Annotated in this window: 17 protein-coding genes; 10 read left to right on the top strand and 7 right to left on the bottom strand. The window is 53.9% G+C overall.

Annotated elements, in window-relative coordinates; translation table 11 throughout:
- Nucleotides 1-588 precede the first annotated feature (588 nt).
- The 5 genes from rpmH (at nucleotide 589) to mnmE (ending at nucleotide 4,409) form a co-directional block, all read left to right on the top strand.
- Complete coding sequence (rpmH, locus tag AC2TE5_RS23020) at nucleotides 589-729, top strand: 50S ribosomal protein L34 (protein ID WP_003849659.1); 141 nt, start codon at nucleotides 589-591, stop codon at nucleotides 727-729.
- A gap of 16 nt (nucleotides 730-745) precedes the next feature.
- Nucleotides 746-1,105, top strand: a complete 360-nt coding sequence (rnpA, locus tag AC2TE5_RS23015; RefSeq protein WP_032640303.1) for a ribonuclease P protein component — start codon at nucleotides 746-748, stop codon at nucleotides 1,103-1,105.
- Nucleotides 1,069-1,326, top strand: coding sequence for a membrane protein insertion efficiency factor YidD (gene yidD / locus AC2TE5_RS23010; RefSeq protein ID WP_001307474.1), 258 nt, complete (start codon nucleotides 1,069-1,071; stop codon nucleotides 1,324-1,326). The genes rnpA and yidD overlap by 37 nt, the downstream gene beginning before the upstream one ends.
- A 2-nt stretch (nucleotides 1,327-1,328) precedes the next feature.
- Entirely contained in the window at nucleotides 1,329-2,972 is a 1,644-nt protein-coding gene (gene yidC / locus AC2TE5_RS23005; RefSeq protein WP_029741445.1) for a membrane protein insertase YidC, read from the top strand.
- A 72-nt stretch (nucleotides 2,973-3,044) separates the two neighbouring features.
- Nucleotides 3,045-4,409, top strand: coding sequence for a tRNA uridine-5-carboxymethylaminomethyl(34) synthesis GTPase MnmE (gene mnmE, locus AC2TE5_RS23000; protein ID WP_023333930.1), 1,365 nt, complete (start codon nucleotides 3,045-3,047; stop codon nucleotides 4,407-4,409).
- A 38-nt stretch (nucleotides 4,410-4,447) separates the two neighbouring features.
- On the opposite strand, the gene AC2TE5_RS22995 is transcribed toward mnmE, so the two are convergent.
- The gene (locus AC2TE5_RS22995) at nucleotides 4,448-4,792 is read right to left on the bottom strand and encodes a type II toxin-antitoxin system RnlB family antitoxin (RefSeq protein WP_484612426.1); all 345 of its coding nucleotides are present in this window, start codon (nucleotides 4,790-4,792) and stop codon (nucleotides 4,448-4,450) included.
- On the bottom strand, nucleotides 4,779-5,906 hold the full coding sequence (locus tag AC2TE5_RS22990; RefSeq protein WP_484612425.1) for a type II toxin-antitoxin system RnlA family toxin: 1,128 nt from the start codon (nucleotides 5,904-5,906) through the stop codon (nucleotides 4,779-4,781). Before AC2TE5_RS22990 ends, AC2TE5_RS22995 begins: the two co-directional genes overlap by 14 nt.
- Nucleotides 5,907-6,116: 210 nt before the next feature.
- Here AC2TE5_RS22990 and AC2TE5_RS22985 point away from each other — a divergent pair, with 210 nt between their 5' ends.
- The 4 genes from AC2TE5_RS22985 (at nucleotide 6,117) to AC2TE5_RS22970 (ending at nucleotide 9,704) form a co-directional block, all read left to right on the top strand.
- Entirely contained in the window at nucleotides 6,117-7,292 is a 1,176-nt protein-coding gene (locus tag AC2TE5_RS22985; protein ID WP_213330669.1) for an MFS transporter, read from the top strand.
- A complete protein-coding gene (gene yidZ, locus AC2TE5_RS22980) occupies nucleotides 7,261-8,232 on the top strand; it encodes an HTH-type transcriptional regulator YidZ (protein WP_193941585.1) in 972 nt (323 codons plus the stop codon). The genes AC2TE5_RS22985 and yidZ overlap by 32 nt, the downstream gene beginning before the upstream one ends.
- Nucleotides 8,233-8,354: 122 nt before the next feature.
- Nucleotides 8,355-9,101: a 4'-phosphopantetheinyl transferase family protein gene (locus AC2TE5_RS22975; protein ID WP_063145549.1), complete on the top strand. Its 747-nt coding sequence runs from the start codon at nucleotides 8,355-8,357 to the stop codon at nucleotides 9,099-9,101.
- Between the two features lie 36 nt (nucleotides 9,102-9,137).
- Nucleotides 9,138-9,704, top strand: coding sequence for an NADPH-dependent FMN reductase (locus tag AC2TE5_RS22970; RefSeq protein WP_121423352.1), 567 nt, complete (start codon nucleotides 9,138-9,140; stop codon nucleotides 9,702-9,704).
- A gap of 92 nt (nucleotides 9,705-9,796) precedes the next feature.
- Here AC2TE5_RS22970 and adeP read toward each other — a convergent pair whose 3' ends face one another.
- Nucleotides 9,797-11,134: an adenine permease AdeP gene (gene adeP / locus AC2TE5_RS22965; RefSeq protein WP_023309797.1), complete on the bottom strand. Its 1,338-nt coding sequence runs from the start codon at nucleotides 11,132-11,134 to the stop codon at nucleotides 9,797-9,799.
- 165 nt (nucleotides 11,135-11,299) lie between these two features.
- Here adeP and yieH point away from each other — a divergent pair, with 165 nt between their 5' ends.
- Nucleotides 11,300-11,965, top strand: coding sequence for a 6-phosphogluconate phosphatase (gene yieH / locus AC2TE5_RS22960; protein ID WP_484612424.1), 666 nt, complete (start codon nucleotides 11,300-11,302; stop codon nucleotides 11,963-11,965).
- 85 nt (nucleotides 11,966-12,050) lie between these two features.
- On the opposite strand, the gene phoU is transcribed toward yieH, so the two are convergent.
- The 4 genes from phoU to pstC are packed head-to-tail and all read right to left on the bottom strand — an operon-like array spanning nucleotide 12,051 to nucleotide 15,473.
- Nucleotides 12,051-12,776, bottom strand: a complete 726-nt coding sequence (phoU, locus tag AC2TE5_RS22955) for a phosphate signaling complex protein PhoU (protein ID WP_008500182.1) — start codon at nucleotides 12,774-12,776, stop codon at nucleotides 12,051-12,053.
- A gap of 26 nt (nucleotides 12,777-12,802) precedes the next feature.
- Nucleotides 12,803-13,576 (bottom strand): phosphate ABC transporter ATP-binding protein PstB, encoded by a 774-nt coding sequence (gene pstB / locus AC2TE5_RS22950; RefSeq protein WP_010426574.1) that lies wholly within the window; start codon nucleotides 13,574-13,576, stop codon nucleotides 12,803-12,805.
- A 47-nt stretch (nucleotides 13,577-13,623) separates the two neighbouring features.
- The gene (gene pstA / locus AC2TE5_RS22945) at nucleotides 13,624-14,514 is read right to left on the bottom strand and encodes a phosphate ABC transporter permease PstA (RefSeq protein ID WP_023309794.1); all 891 of its coding nucleotides are present in this window, start codon (nucleotides 14,512-14,514) and stop codon (nucleotides 13,624-13,626) included.
- A complete protein-coding gene (pstC, locus tag AC2TE5_RS22940; RefSeq protein WP_023333924.1) occupies nucleotides 14,514-15,473 on the bottom strand; it encodes a phosphate ABC transporter permease PstC in 960 nt (319 codons plus the stop codon). Before pstC ends, pstA begins: the two co-directional genes overlap by 1 nt.
- Between the last annotated feature and the right edge of the window lie 126 nt (nucleotides 15,474-15,599).

Genomic DNA, 15,599 nt, shown 5'->3' with positions numbered 1-15,599 from the left:
TCGAACAATAAAAGAAAACTATTGAATATTCATGATTGTTGGCGCACATCGACATGACCCTGTGTAAAAGGGTGATGTGCGAACCGCTATCTGCGGTTGTACCCGGCCAGGATCGCTGGATCCCGATCGGGACCGCGGATCATAGCCTAAACTGAGCCAGAGATCTTCTGTTTCTCACAGATTCTTCCCGATTTATCCACAGGAAGATCCGAAACCGGGTAAGTGTAAACGATCCTGGCGCGAGTGCCCCGCGATTTAGTCCGCATATTGGAAAAATTAATGAGCACAGACAATTTATTGCTTAAATGATCTAACGAAGATCCGGGACGATCCTTGCGCTTTATCGTTGAGCCCGTATAATCCTCGACCCGGCGCGTGATGCTCATCTTCCTGCGTCGTCCGTTGCTCATTTTCCACGCGAAAACGTGCGGAAATACGCGGGAAATAAGGAAAGAGAATTGACTCCGGAGTGTACAATTATTACAATCCGGCCTCTTTAATCACCCACGCTGAGGCGTTAGTCGTTCGAAACTCGTTCGGGTATACGCAAAAGTCAGTGAATTTATTCAAGTTTAGGTAGAAATCGCCATGAAACGCACTTTTCAACCGTCTGTACTGAAGCGCAACCGTTCTCACGGCTTCCGTGCTCGTATGGCTACTAAAAATGGTCGTCAGGTTCTGGCACGTCGTCGTGCTAAAGGCCGCTCTCGTCTGACCGTTTCCAAGTAATAAAGCTAACCCCTGCGTGGTTAAGCTAGCATTTCCCAGGGAGTTACGTTTGTTAACTCCCGCTCATTTCACTTTCGTCTTCCAGCAGCCACTACGGGCTGGCACGCCGCAAATCACCATCCTCGGCCGCCAAAATTCGCTGGGGCATCCCCGCATCGGTCTCACAGTCGCCAAGAAAAATGTTAAGCGTGCGCATGAACGCAATCGGATTAAACGTCTGACGCGTGAAAGCTTCCGTTTACGTCAGCACGAACTGCCTTCAATGGATTTCGTGGTGGTGGCGAAGAAAGGGGTTGCCGACCTCGATAACCGTGCTCTCTCGGAAGCGTTGGAAAAATTATGGCGCCGCCACTGTCGCCTGGCTCACGGGTCCTGATAGCCCTCATTCGGGTCTATCAACGCCTGATTAGTCCGCTACTCGGGCCGCACTGCCGTTTCACACCAACATGCTCAAGCTACGGAATTGAGGCATTGCGCAGGTTTGGAGTGATAAAAGGCAGTTGGTTGACGGTGAAACGCGTATTAAAATGCCACCCTTTACACCCCGGTGGAGACGACCCCGTCCCCCCAGGACCCTTTGATACCAGAGAACACTAACGATGGATTCGCAACGCAATCTTCTTATCATCGCTTTGTTGTTCGTGTCTTTCATGATCTGGCAGGCATGGGAGCAGGATAAAAATCCTCAACCCCAGCAGCAGACCACGCAGACTACGACCACCGCAGCGGGTAGCGCCGCCGACCAGGGCGTACCGGCCAGTGGCCAGGGGAAACAGATTACGGTTAAGACCGATGTGCTTGAGCTGACAATCAACACCCGTGGTGGTGATGTTGAGCAGGCGCTGCTGTTGACCTACCCGAAAGAGCTGAAGTCTAACGAACCGTTCCAGTTACTGGAAACCACGCCTGAGTTTATCTACCAGGCGCAGAGCGGCCTGACCGGTCGTGATGGCCCGGATAACCCGGCTAACGGTGCGCGTCCACTGTATACCGTCGAGAGCGACACCTTTGTGCTGGCTGATGGCCAGAACGAACTCGCAATCCCGATGACGTATACCGACGCCGCAGGCAACACCTTCACCAAAACCTTCACCCTGAAACGCGGTGAATATGCGGTGAACGTGGGCTACAGCGTACAGAACGCCAGTGCGAAACCGCTGGAACTGTCGACCTTTGGCCAGCTGAAGCAGTCCATCAATCTGCCGTCTCACCGTGACACCGGAAGCAGCAACTTTGCGCTGCATACCTTCCGCGGCGCGGCGTACTCCACGCCAGACGCGAAGTATGAGAAATACAAATTCGACACCATTGCCGATAACGAAAACCTGAACGTCAGCGCTAAAGGCGGTTGGGTGGCAATGCTGCAGCAGTATTTCGCTACTGCGTGGGTGCCAAATAACGACGGTACCAACAACTTCTATACCGCGAACCTGGGTAACGGTCTTGCAGCCATCGGCTACAAATCTCAGCCGGTTCTAGTTCAGCCGGGTCAAACCGGTAAGATGGCAAGCACCCTGTGGGTCGGCCCGGAAATTCAGGACAAAATGGCCGCTGTTGCGCCGCACCTGGATCTGACCGTCGACTACGGTTGGTTGTGGTTCATCTCTCAGCCGCTGTTTAAGCTGCTGAAGTTCATCCACAGCTTCCTGGGTAACTGGGGCTTCTCCATCATCGTTATCACCTTCATCGTTCGTGGCATCATGTACCCGCTGACTAAAGCGCAGTACACCTCCATGGCGAAGATGCGTATGCTGCAGCCGAAGATTGCGGCGATGCGTGAGCGTCTGGGCGATGACAAACAGCGTCAGAGCCAGGAAATGATGGCCCTGTATAAAGCAGAGAAAGTAAACCCACTGGGTGGCTGCTTCCCGCTGCTGATTCAGATGCCAATCTTCCTTGCGCTGTACTACATGCTGATGGGTTCCGTTGAGCTGCGCCACGCGCCGTTCGCCCTGTGGATCCATGACCTGTCCGCACAGGACCCGTACTACATCCTGCCGATCCTGATGGGCGTGACGATGTTCTTCATCCAGAAGATGTCGCCGACCACCGTGACCGACCCGATGCAGCAGAAGATCATGACCTTTATGCCGGTCATCTTCACCGTGTTCTTCCTGTGGTTCCCGTCAGGTCTGGTGCTGTACTATATCGTCAGCAACCTGGTGACCATCATCCAGCAGCAGCTGATTTACCGTGGTCTGGAAAAACGTGGCCTGCATAGCCGCGAAAAGAAAAAGTCCTGATCCGTTAAGTTAACGCTAAAATAAGGGCGGTCGATTGACCGCCTTTTTTATTTGTATTGAACGAGACCAACCATGAGCCATAACGACACTATCGTCGCCCAGGCAACCCCACCGGGACGCGGTGGTGTAGGCATTCTGCGCATCTCCGGCCTGAAGGCGCGCGAGGTGGCCGAAGCGGTGCTGGGTAAACTGCCAAAGCCGCGCTACGCTGATTACCTGCCGTTTAAGGACACCGACGGCACGCCGCTGGACCAGGGCATTGCGCTGTGGTTCCCCGGCCCGAACTCCTTTACCGGCGAAGATGTACTGGAGCTGCAGGGCCACGGCGGCCCGGTTATCCTCGACCTGCTGTTAAAACGTATTCTGACCCTGCCTGGCCTGCGCATTGCGAAGCCGGGCGAGTTCTCCGAGCGTGCTTTCCTCAACGACAAGCTCGACCTGGCGCAGGCAGAAGCGATTGCAGACCTGATCGACGCCAGTTCCGAACAGGCGGCTCGCTCCGCGCTTAACTCGCTGCAGGGTGCATTCTCCGCGCGCGTGAATCATCTTGTGGAAGCACTTACTCACCTGCGGATCTACGTGGAAGCGGCTATCGACTTCCCGGACGAGGAGATTGACTTCCTCTCTGACGGTAAAATAGAAGCGCAGCTCAACCAGGTGATGAACGATCTCGACGCCGTTCGCGCCGAAGCGCGCCAGGGCAGCCTGCTGCGTGAAGGGATGAAGGTGGTGATTGCCGGACGCCCTAACGCCGGGAAATCGAGCCTGCTGAACGCCCTGGCGGGCCGTGAAGCGGCGATCGTCACCGACATTGCCGGCACCACCCGCGACGTGCTGCGCGAGCATATCCACATCGACGGGATGCCGCTGCATATTATCGACACAGCGGGCCTGCGCGATGCCAGCGACGAAGTTGAACGCATCGGTATCGAACGCGCCTGGCAGGAGATTGAGCAGGCCGACCGCGTGCTGTTTATGGTGGACGGCACCACGACCGACGCCGTGGACCCGGCTGAGATCTGGCCGGACTTTATCGCCCGCCTGCCCGCTAAACTGCCAATCACCGTAGTGCGTAACAAAGCGGACGTCACCGGCGAAACGCTGGGCATCAGCGATGTGAACGGTCACTCACTGATTCGCCTGTCGGCGCGTACCGGTGAAGGCGTTGACGACCTGCGTAACCATCTCAAGCAGAGCATGGGCTTTGATACCAGCATGGAAGGCGGCTTCCTGGCGCGTCGTCGTCACCTGCAGGCGCTGGAAGAGGCGGCGAACCACCTTGTTCAGGGTAAAGCGCAGCTGATCGGCGCGTGGGCGGGCGAGCTGCTGGCGGAAGAGCTGCGCCTGGCGCAGCAGAATCTGAGCGAGATCACCGGGGAGTTTACGTCGGACGATCTGCTGGGAAGGATCTTCTCGAGCTTCTGTATCGGTAAGTAAAAGTACACACAAGTAGCTTTACGCCGCTTGTGTGTAATTTAATAATCAAGTAAATCATGGATCTCAAGACTGCTTAAAACAGACACTTTAAGCAGTCCATTGTTTTTTCTAAAAAAAATCTTTTGATGGGAAATCACATCGAAAGGAATCTCTTCATTTTCCTTAGGATGAATACTGGTTCTCACAAGTGTCCGACCATCAAAAAAAGCTTCAAAAAATCTGTTCCGAAGACCTTTTGATATTGCTAAATCAAAGAGCACTTTACCGGAGAATTTCAGACGAACCAACTCCTCAGCCACGTTATTTAACTGATTTGTAATGGGTTTATGTGGCAATTCTGTAACTATTGCCAAATCATAACTAAGTACTTCAATGTGAGTCATGGGGCCTAAACTGATAGAGTTTTTCAATGCATTTCTTAGTATCAGTGATTAAAGTTAGTGCAGTACCGAGATCTGAAATGCAGTAGCTGAAGATGAGTTGTTCATTCATATGAAACAGAGGGTGGCGCTTACCTGAGTAATGATTATAACCTTCTTCAAGTGCCTCGACCAACTCTTTTGATTGAATTATAGCCACATGCTGGCTTGCAAGAGAGAACGTTTGATCTGCTTTTCGTTTATACATTACCCCTAACCTCGAATCACCTGCATCAGTAAAATTCGAAGAATAGAGTCCAAATGCGCTGAGACAATCATGTAGCGCACCTTCCAATGCTCGCAGATCTGGATACAAAAGCATCGAATAATCAACCATTTTAGGAGATGCCAAAGAAACACATAGCCCACTAAGCATTAGTTTTTTAATAGGTTCTGGCGCTTTTTGAAACGTATGGGGATAATGTTCCTTCAAAAAATGCCCAGCTACGGGAACCGATACCATCTCTTGCTTTGTTTCATCTCTTCGGTTTAATATTTTCTCTATCCCCCATAAATCAAGAATATCAATTAGATGGAAGCTAAGACGCTTATAGGTAAAAAGAGGCTTCCCCTGAATTTGCAGTTTATGAGTTGTTCTGTAAAATTTTAAAACTAGATGGTCTTTATGGCGTAAGCTACTAATTCTTAATTGGATTAGTGTGGCATTATCTTGTTCAATGCCACAGCTAAACATTTTTTCCCCGTCAGGGTAGGTATCACCACGCAAAGCAACAAACAGAGGCTCAACATCCGTTTCGCGCAAGTCTTGAAGTGTCATTTCTATTGATTCAAACTCGTTAGGATTAATTTTACTTTTAACAAATTCAGCTAATATCAATCCTAGTTCGTGGTTTTTACCAGTTTTATAATGGATAGTAGTTGTTCCATCACCATTACAGATAAAATCAATTAAAGCACTTGGAACAGATGCTCTCCCGAATGTATAGCGTTGGATAGTACATCCGTTTCCACTTTCAAATTCTATATGCTCATCCAGTCTAAGATCATTAGCATCAATAAATTCAGCGACATATCCACCAATCATTTCCTGAGCTAAGGGTAAAGATTTATACGGCATCTGAGTGATTCCTTTTAAGTACGGAGTAAATTCAACAAGTTGATAAGGATAATTAAAAAGACTGATTCTTTGTCGGAATCAAGATCGCAACTTTTCTAAAAAATGTATCACTTATAATGTTTCCTACCAGGAAATCACCATTGTCCAAATGGCAACTCGCCTAATCCCTTTTCCCCCCCTATTCTGCATGCCTGCATCTATGGGGGGTTTATGGCGCGTTTTCTGTTTTGTAGTTTCGCATTAGTTCTGCTTTATCCGTCCGGCATTGATATGTATCTGGTGGGATTACCGCACATCGCCCGCGATCTGGGTGCCAGCGAAGCGCAGTTGCACATCGCGTTTTCGGCCTACCTTGCGGGGATGGCGTCGTCGATGGTGTTTGCCGGGAAGATCGCGGATAAGGCAGGCCGTCAGCCTGTCGCCATAACGGGTGCCATCATTTTTGCCCTGGCCTCTCTTCTCTGCTCACAGGCGCAGAACAGCACCGTGTTCCTGTCAGGCCGCTTCATTCAGGGCATTGGAGCCGGTGGCTGTTACGTCGTCGCTTTTGCCATTTTGCGAGACACCCTAAGCGCCCAGCGTCGCGCTAAGGTGCTGTCGATGCTGAACGGTATTACCTGCATCATCCCGGTGCTGGCCCCGGTCGTGGGATATCTGATCATGCTGAAATTCCCGTGGCAGAGCCTGTTCTGGACCATGGCGGCAATGGGCGCGCTGGTGTTTATCCTGTCCATCACCGTGCTGAAAGAGACCCACCCGGGCTCGCAGAATACCGGTCATACCCCAACGATTCACCCTGCCGAGAAGCTGCTTAACCGCTTTTTCCTCAGTCGTCTGGCCGTGACCACGTTAAGCGTGGCGGTGATCCTGACCTATGTAAACGTTTCCCCGGTTTTACTGATGGAAACCATGGGCTTCGATCGCGGCGAGTATTCAACGGTGATGGCATTAACCGCCATGGTCAGTATGGCGGTCTCGTTCTCCACCCCGTTTGCGCTAAATGTTTTCAGCCAGCGCACATTGATGCTGACCTCACAGGTTTTATTCCTCACGGCGGGCGTGCTCCTGGCGACCGCCAGCTCACATGCGGTAATGCTGGTGGGTATTACCCTCATTTGTGCCGGTTTCTCGGTTGGCTTTGGCGTGGCGATGAGTCAGGCGCTTGGCCCCTTCTCGCTGCGGGCAGGCGTGGCAAGCTCGGTGCTGGGAATTGCGCAGGTCTGCGGCTCGTCGCTGTGGATTTGGCTGGCGGCGGTCATCGGGCTTAACGCGCTGAATATGCTGATCGGGGTTCTGATTGGCTGTAGCATACTGTGCATTACCTTACTTATGGTCATCCGGCCCGCGGCGCATTATGAAGAAGCCCATCAGCAGTCTCGATCTTAATCTCTTGCTTTGCCTGCAGCTTTTGCTGCAGGAGCGCAGCGTCACCAAAGCGGCGAAGCGGATGAACGTAACGCCGTCGGCGGTGAGTAAATCACTGGCCAAGCTGCGCGACTGGTTTGACGACCCGCTGTTTGTCAAAACGCCGTTAGGGCTGCTGCCAACCCCGCTGACGGTAAGCCTGGAGCAGGATCTGGCCGACTGGATGCAGATCGGCAACCAGATCCTCGATAAATTCCACCATGATTCGCCAGGCGGGCTAACGTTCGTGCTGGCCGCCGAAACGCCGCTGATGCTGATCCGCTTTAACGCCCTGCTGGAGCAGGTGAACCAGCGCTATCCGCAGGCGACGGTGAAGATGCGCCACTGGGATTACGATTCGCTGGATGCCATAACGCGTGGAGAGGTAGACCTTGGCTTTACCGGCCGAGAAACGCATCCGCGCTCCCGCGAGCTGCTGAAGCTGTTGCCATGGTTTATCGACTACGAGATCCTGTTCAGCGACCGTCCGTGCGTGTATCTGCGCGAGGATCACCCCGCGCTTCAGGATGAATGGAATCTCGAAACCTTCCTGCGCTATCCGCATATCAGTATCTTCTGGGAACGCAGCGACACCTGGGCGCTGGACGAAGTGCTAAAGGAGATGGGTCGAGAGAGAAATATTGCCATGTGCGTGCCGGGCTTTGAGCAGTCGATGTTTATGGCAGCCCAGCCCGGGCATAACTATATCGCCACGGCTCCGCACTACTGTCATCACTACAATCAACTCCACCAGCGGAAGCTGATCGCGCTGCCTATTCCCATTGATGAAGCGCAGGCTGAAAAGCTTACCGTTCCCTTCACGCTGATCTGGCATAAACGGAACAGCCATAATCCGAAAATCCTCTGGCTGCGGGAGACCATCAAGGCGCTGTACGGTGCCAGCGATCCAATTTTTGCCTAAGAAAATGTAAAGTTCGGTCCTAAGGCTTCTCTTACTCCCATTTACTGATTAAAACAGGAGTCAAGTTAAGCGATAATCATGTAACCGTTTAACCGATTACGACCATTATCAAGGAGCGAAAAATGGCTACGCACTTTGCAAGAGGGATACTTACGGAAGGACGTCTCGTATCGGCAAGAATTTCTTCGGCCTGTCACAGTGAAGCACTCACTCTCCCGGAACACCGCAGAACGCGGTTTTTAGCGTCAAGAGCGCTTCTCGCAGAACTGCTGTTTATGCTGTACGGCACCAGCGAGCTGCCGGACATCATTACCCAACCCGAAGGCCGCCCGGTCTTTGCCGACCCGGATCTCCCTCGTTTTTCGATTGCCTACGCGGGCAATATCATTGGCGTCGCGCTGACCACCGAAGGGGATTGTGGGCTCGACATGGAACTTCAGCGCGCGACGCGCAGCTTCCATGGCGGTAATGCGCATGAAGACTATCCGCTATCCAGCAATGAGAAGCTGTGGGTCCGCAACCAGAACGATCCTGTCGAAGCCAGAGCCCAGCTCATTACCTTGCGCCAGAGCATTCGCAAGCTCTGTGGATGCGCCTCAGACGACGCCAGCCTGCTGCAGCTGCTGCCAGGCTCCGGACGTCTTCGTGCCACTCAGGCCACGCTGGTAGAGGCGCTCAGTGACGCAGAGGATGTGCTCATTTGGTCCATTGCGGTTACCCCCGCCATCGAACGCATGAAAATCTGGGAATTTGACAGTCAACAGGGATGGCGTAGCCTTCCTGATGTGCCCGAGCGCGCCAACGAGCCCGCCGCGCGCCTGATGCGTTTAACCAGTTTACCGGCAGAAAAAGCATTCACCCTTAGCTGATCCAATCAGGGTCATCATGATGAAACAGGAGTAATCATGTCTGATACGTTGAAAGTAGTTACGTTACTGGGAAGCCTGCGCAAAGGTTCATTTAACGGGATGGTTGCCCGCACGCTGCCACAGCTGGCACCGGCAGGAATGGAAGTTAGCGCCCTGCCGTCTATTGGCGATATTCCGCTGTATGATGCGGATGTCCAGCAGGAAGAAGGGTTCCCGCAGAGCGTTGAGGCGCTGGCAGAGCAGATCCGCCAGGCCGACGGGGTGGTCATCGTCACGCCGGAGTATAACTACTCGGTTCCGGGTGGCCTGAAGAATGCCATTGACTGGCTGTCCCGTTTACCCGAGCAGCCGCTGTCAGGCAAACCGGTGCTGATCCAGACCAGCTCAATGGGCGCGATTGGCGGCGCGCGCTGCCAGTATCATCTGCGCCAGATCCTGGTATTCCTGGATGCGATGGTCATGAACAAGCCGGAATTTATGGGTGGTGTGATTCAGAACAAGGTCGACCCGCAAACGGGTGAAGTGGTGGATCAGAGCACGCGCGATCATCTGTCTGGCCAGCTGACGGCGTTTGGGGATTATATTAAGCGGGTGAAGGCGTAAGCTTATTGCGGCCTGATGCCCTCACCCTGGCCCTCTCCCACGGGGAGAGGGAACAAACATTAAAGCCCTTTTCTTCGAAAAGGGCTTGCTGTTTATTTGGCGTCAATAAACACAATCTTCAGCACAAACAGCAGCGCCACAACAATCACGCATGGGCTGAGGTCGCGGAAGCGGCCGGTACCGATCTTCATTACGCAGTAAGAGATAAAGCCCAGCGCAATACCTTCGGTAATCGAGAAGCTGAACGGCATCATCACGGCGGTAATAAACGCCGGCACCGCTTCGGTTAAATCATCCCACTTCACGCGTGACAGGCTGGAGGTCATCAGCACACCCACATAAATCAGCGCGCCGGCTGCCGCATACGGTGGAACCATACCCGCCAGCGGAGAGAGGAAGATCACCAGCAGGAACAGAATACCCACGACCACCGCCGTCAGGCCGGTACGGCCGCCCACGGACACGCCGGAAGAAGATTCAATGTACGCGGTAACAGACGAGGTTCCGATAAAAGCACCGGTCACAGAGGAGACGCTGTCCACAAACAGCGCCTGCTTCATGCGCGGGAATTTCCCTTTTTCATCCGCCAGACCCGCTTTATCGGTCACGCCAATCAGCGTGCCGGAGGAGTCAAACAGGTTGACCAGCATGAAGGAGAAAATCACGCCCGCCAGGCCCAGGTTCAGGGAACCCGCCAGATCGACGTGACCAATCACGGTAGAGACGCTCGGTGGCGCGGAGACGATACCGTTATAGTGAACGTCGCCCAGCATCCAGCCCAGCAGGGTGGTCACCACGATGGACACCAGCACCGCCGCGTGAATATTGCGGGAAGCCAGGATCGCGATGATAAAGAAGCCCAGCACGCCCAGCAGCACGTTATGAGAGGTCAGGTGACCGATGCTCACCAGCGTATCCGGGTTCGCGACGATAACGCCGGCGTTTTTCAGCCCCATCATACCGATAAACAGACCAATACCGCTGGTGATGCCCACGCGCAGGCTCACAGGAATGTTAGCAATCATCCAGTAACGCACGCGGAAAATGGTCAGCAGCAGCAGGCCAACCGCGCCCCAGAAGATGGCGCCCATGCCAACCTGCCACGGCAGACCCATCGCCTGAACGACCACGAACGCGAAGAACGCATTCAGGCCCATCGCCGGTGCCAGCGCAACCGGCAGGTTAGCGAACACACCCATCAGAATGCTGCCAAGGGCCGCAATCAGGCAGGTGGTTACAAAGACGGCGCTGGTATCCATGCCAGCAACGCCCAGAATTTGAGGGTTCACAAAAACGATATAGACCATCGTCAGGAAGGTGGTGAAACCAGCGATCACTTCGGTGCGTGCCGTTGTGCCGTGCTCGCGCAGTTTGAAAACGCGCTCAAGCAGACCCTGACCAGACGTCTGGGTAGTGTGTTGTTGACTCATCATCAATTTCCGAACAAGGAGGGAAAATTCGTCGCTATCCTATACCAAAATGCGACAATAGTGGCGGTTACGTGATACTTTTTTCATTGATTTTGCTTATACGGCAACGATTGCGTCCCGGTGAACTGCCGTACGTAAACGTTAAACTTGTTAAAAGGGAAAGGCATGTCCGGAATTGAAGCGGTATTTTTCGACAGCGACGGAACGCTGGTCGACAGTGAGGTCATTTGTTCCCGCGCGTATGTCACTATGTTCCAGGAATTTGGCATTACGCTGGAACTCGAAGAGGTGTTTAAACGCTTTAAGGGCGTGAAACTCTACGAGATCATCGACATCATTAACGAAGAACACGGCGTGGATCTGGCGAAAGCGGATCTGGAACCGGTGTACCGCGCCGAGGTCGCACGCCTGTTTGACTCCGAGTTGGAGGTTATCTCCGGGGCTAACGCGCTGCTGGATGCGATGACGGTGCCAATCTGCGTCGTCTCTAACGGCCCGGTCAGCAAAATGCAGCACTCGCTGGGCAAGCTTGAGATGTTGCACCATTTCCCGGAAAAGCTGTTCAGCGGCTACGATATCCAGCGCTGGAAGCCAGACCCGGCGCTGATGTTCCATGCGGCAAAAGCGATGAACGTTAACGTAGAGAACTGCATTCTGGTGGATGACTCATCTGCGGGCGCGCAGTCGGGGATTGATGCGGGGATGGAGGTGTTTTACTTCTGCGCCGATCCCCACAACAAGCCGATCGATCATCCCAACGTGACGACCTTTACCGATCTGGCGCAGTTGCCTGAATTGTGGAAGGCACGCGGGTGGAATATTACTCGCTGAAAAAACAAAGCCGGATGGCGCTAGTGCTTATCCGGCCTACAAGACTCGTAGGGCGGGTAAGCGTTAGCGCCACCCGCCACAAACATCACTCTTTCGGATCTTTACCCGCCAGCAGCTTGTCCAGCTCGTCGCCGCCCACGTGACGGAAGTCCTGACCTTTCACGAAGTAGAAAATGTATTCGCAAATGTTCTGGCAGCGGTCGCCGATACGCTCGATGGAGCGCGCGCAGAACAGGGCAGTCAGTACGCTTGGGATCGTACGTGAATCTTCCATCATATAGGTCATCAGCTGACGCACGATGCCTTCATACTCCTGGTCGACCTTCTTGTCTTCACGGTAAATACGCACCGCTTCGTCCAAATCCATACGCGCAAAGGCATCCAGCACGTCGTGCAGCATCTGCACGGTGTGGCGGCCCAGCGACTCCAGGCTCACCAGCAGCGGCTGGTGCTGCTGAGAAAACTTCTCCAGCGCGGTGCGGCAGATTTTATCCGCAACGTCACCAATACGCTCCAGCTCGGCGATGGTTTTGATGATCGCCATCACCAGACGCAGGTCGCTCGCCGTCGGCTGGCGTTTCGCGATAATGCGCACGCAGGCCTCGTCGATAGCGACTTCCATCATGTTGACGTTTTTGTCGCCTTCAATGACGCGCTTCGCCAGCTCGCTGTCCTGGTTGTGCATTGCCGTAATCGCATCAGAAAGCTGCTGCTCAACCATGCCGCCCATGGTCATCACCTGCGTGCGGATGCTTTCCAGCTCTGCGTTGAACTGGCCTGAAATGTGTTTATTAAGATTGAGGTTGTCCATGGTTTCTCCACATGCACTAAGGCAAATCAACCGTAGCGGCCAGTAATATAATCTTCGGTTTGTTTCTTCGCGGGCCTGGTGAACAGCGCGTCCGTATCGCTGAACTCAATCAACTCGCCCAGGTACATAAACGCAGTGTGATCGGAACAACGTGCAGCCTGCTGCATGTTATGGGTCACGATAACCACGGTGTAATCCTGCTTCAGCTCGGTAATCAGCTCTTCAATACGGCCGGTTGAGATCGGGTCCAGCGCTGAACACGGCTCATCCAGCAGCAACACTTCCGGGCGAATAGCAATACCGCGCGCAATGCACAGACGCTGCTGCTGGCCACCGGAGAGAGAGTAACCGCTCTGGTGCAACTTATCTTTGGTTTCGTTCCATAATGCGGCCTTGGTCAAAGCCCACTGTACGCGCTCGTCCATATCGGCACGGGAGAGCTTTTCGAACAGGCGAACGCCAAAGGCGATGTTGTCATAAATGGACATAGGGAACGGCGTTGGTTTCTGGAACACCATCCCCACTTTGGCGCGCAGCAGGGCGATATCCTGAGCCTGGGTCAGAATGTTTTCGCCGTCCAGGATGATTTCACCTTCAGCGCGCTGCTCCGGATAGAGCGAATACATTTTGTTAAAGGTACGCAGCAGCGTGGATTTTCCACAGCCGGACGGACCGATAAATGCCGTGACCTGGTTCTTTGCGATATCCAGGTTGATGTTCTTCAGGGCATGGAATTTGCCGTAGTAGAAGTTCAAATCACGAACCTGAATCTTACCCGGGGCAGTATCAACCATACTCATTGACTCATTTCCTCATTCGGCGCCACGAGCTGCCGCGCCGTAAAAAATTAACCGTGTTTCTTCTTCGCGAAAATGACGCGCGCCAGAATGTTCAGCAACAGTACGCAAAGGGTAATGATCAGCACCCCGGCCCAGGCCAGCTGCTGCCATTCCGCGAATGGGCTCATCGCAAATTTAAAGATCGTCACCGGCAGGTTGGCGATCGGCTGCATCATGTCCGTGCTCCAGAACTGATTGGAGAGGGACGTAAACAGCAGCGGTGCCGTTTCACCCGCAATACGCGCAACTGCCAGCAGGATACCGGTCATGATCCCGGAAACGGACGCCTTCAGCGTAATCGCAGAGATCATTTTCCATTTCGGCGTACCCAGCGCATAAGCCGCTTCACGCAGGCTGTCCGGCACCAGTTTCAGCATGTTCTCGGTGGTACGAATAACAATCGGCACCTGCAGCAGCGCCAGTGCAATCACACCCGCCCAGCCGGAGAAGTGCTCCATCTGCGCCACCACCACGGTGTAAACAAACAGACCCACGACGATAGACGGGGCTGACAGCAGAATGTCGTTGATGAAGCGAATCACTTCCGCCAGCCAGGATTTACGACCGTATTCTGCCAGGTAGATGCCCGCCATGATGCCCAGCGGCGTGCCGAAGACCGTCGCCCAGAGGATCAGCAGGCCGCTGCCCGCCAGGGCATTCGCCAGGCCACCACCCGCCGTGTTCGGCGGCGGCGTCATTTCGGTGAACAGCGACAGTGACATCCCGTCAATCCCGCGAACGACCGTCGAGAAGAGGATCCAGACCAGCCAGAACAGGCCGAATGCCATCGTCGCCATAGAGAGCGACAGGGCAATACGGTTTTTCATGCGGCGTCTGGCCTGCATTTTACGGCGGGATTCCGCCAGTTCAGCGGTAGCTTGCATTTCGAGAGTGGCCATTAGCGTGCTCCCTCATTTTTAGCGAGGCGCATAATCATCAGCTTGGAAATCGCCAGAACAATGAAGGTGATAACGAACAGAATCAGACCCAGCTCCATCAGCGCCGCCACGTGCAGCCCCGATTCCGCTTCCGCAAATTCATTCGCCAGCGCCGAGGTAATACTGTTACCCGGCATGTAGAGCGACACGCTGTCGAGCTGGTAGGTGTTACCGATGATAAAGGTGACCGCCATGGTTTCACCCAGCGCACGACCTAAGCCCAGCATCACGCCCCCGATCACCCCATTTTTGGTGAACGGAAGGACAATGCGCCAGATAACTTCCCAGGTGGTGCAGCCGATGCCGTAGGCCGACTCTTTCATCATCACAGGTGTTTGTTCGAAGACATCGCGCATAACCGCCGCAATGTACGGAATAATCATGATGGCGAGGATCACACCTGCCGCCAGAATGCCGATACCGAAAGCCGGGCCAGAGAACAGGGCACCCACAAACGGAATGGCAGAAAGAACGTTACCGACCGGTTCCTGGAAGTATGTGGCGAACAGCGGAGCAAAGATGAACAGGCCCCACATGCCGTAAACGATACTCGGAATGGCCGCCAGCAGTTCGATGGCAATACCCAGCGGGCGTCGCAGCCAGCCCGGCGCCAGCTCCGTCAGGAACAGGGCAATACCAAAGCTCACCGGAACCGCAATCAGCAGGGCGATGAACGAGGTCACCAGCGTGCCGTAAATCGGCACCAGGGCACCGTAGATGTCGTTCGGCGCGTCCCACTCTTTGGTCCACAGGAAGGAGAAACCGAATTTCTGGATGCTCGGCCATGAGGAGAAAATCAGAGACACGATAATGCCGCCCAGCAGCAATAGCACAATCAGCGCAGCCAGTTTTACCAGCGCGCTGAAAATCATGTCACCTTTTTTACCCGGAGGGTTAAATGCAGGCTTGGTTGCAGCCATAAATTACTCTTCTGTTTGAGACGTTTTTACGAATATGCCCGGTGGCGCTGACGCTTACCGGGCCTACAGCTTAACCGTAGGGCGGGTAAGCGCAGCGCCTCCCGCCATCTTCGTTAAATATATCCT

This window comes from Enterobacter sp. N5-15 (genome assembly GCF_057221635.1).
The sequence above is the reverse complement of the archived record's forward strand: the minus strand, read 5'-3'. Positions and strand labels throughout refer to the sequence as shown.

Bases quoted from the DNA above. Each gene is read 5' to 3' on its own strand.
- rpmH (WP_003849659.1), top strand. From the start codon at position 589: ATGAAACGCACTTTTCAACCGTCTGTACTGAAGCGCAACCGTTCTCAC.
- yidD (WP_001307474.1), top strand. From the start codon at position 1,069: ATGGCGCCGCCACTGTCGCCTGGCTCACGGGTCCTGATAGCCCTCATT.
- yidC (WP_029741445.1), top strand. From the start codon at position 1,329: ATGGATTCGCAACGCAATCTTCTTATCATCGCTTTGTTGTTCGTGTCT.
- mnmE (WP_023333930.1), top strand. From the start codon at position 3,045: ATGAGCCATAACGACACTATCGTCGCCCAGGCAACCCCACCGGGACGC.
- AC2TE5_RS22995 (WP_484612426.1), bottom strand. From the start codon at position 4,792: ATGACTCACATTGAAGTACTTAGTTATGATTTGGCAATAGTTACAGAA.
- AC2TE5_RS22990 (WP_484612425.1), bottom strand. From the start codon at position 5,906: ATGCCGTATAAATCTTTACCCTTAGCTCAGGAAATGATTGGTGGATAT.
- AC2TE5_RS22985 (WP_213330669.1), top strand. From the start codon at position 6,117: ATGGCGCGTTTTCTGTTTTGTAGTTTCGCATTAGTTCTGCTTTATCCG.
- yidZ (WP_193941585.1), top strand. From the start codon at position 7,261: ATGAAGAAGCCCATCAGCAGTCTCGATCTTAATCTCTTGCTTTGCCTG.
- AC2TE5_RS22975 (WP_063145549.1), top strand. From the start codon at position 8,355: ATGGCTACGCACTTTGCAAGAGGGATACTTACGGAAGGACGTCTCGTA.
- AC2TE5_RS22970 (WP_121423352.1), top strand. From the start codon at position 9,138: ATGTCTGATACGTTGAAAGTAGTTACGTTACTGGGAAGCCTGCGCAAA.
- adeP (WP_023309797.1), bottom strand. From the start codon at position 11,134: ATGAGTCAACAACACACTACCCAGACGTCTGGTCAGGGTCTGCTTGAG.
- yieH (WP_484612424.1), top strand. From the start codon at position 11,300: ATGTCCGGAATTGAAGCGGTATTTTTCGACAGCGACGGAACGCTGGTC.
- phoU (WP_008500182.1), bottom strand. From the start codon at position 12,776: ATGGACAACCTCAATCTTAATAAACACATTTCAGGCCAGTTCAACGCA.
- pstB (WP_010426574.1), bottom strand. From the start codon at position 13,576: ATGAGTATGGTTGATACTGCCCCGGGTAAGATTCAGGTTCGTGATTTG.
- pstA (WP_023309794.1), bottom strand. From the start codon at position 14,514: ATGGCCACTCTCGAAATGCAAGCTACCGCTGAACTGGCGGAATCCCGC.
- pstC (WP_023333924.1), bottom strand. From the start codon at position 15,473: ATGGCTGCAACCAAGCCTGCATTTAACCCTCCGGGTAAAAAAGGTGAC.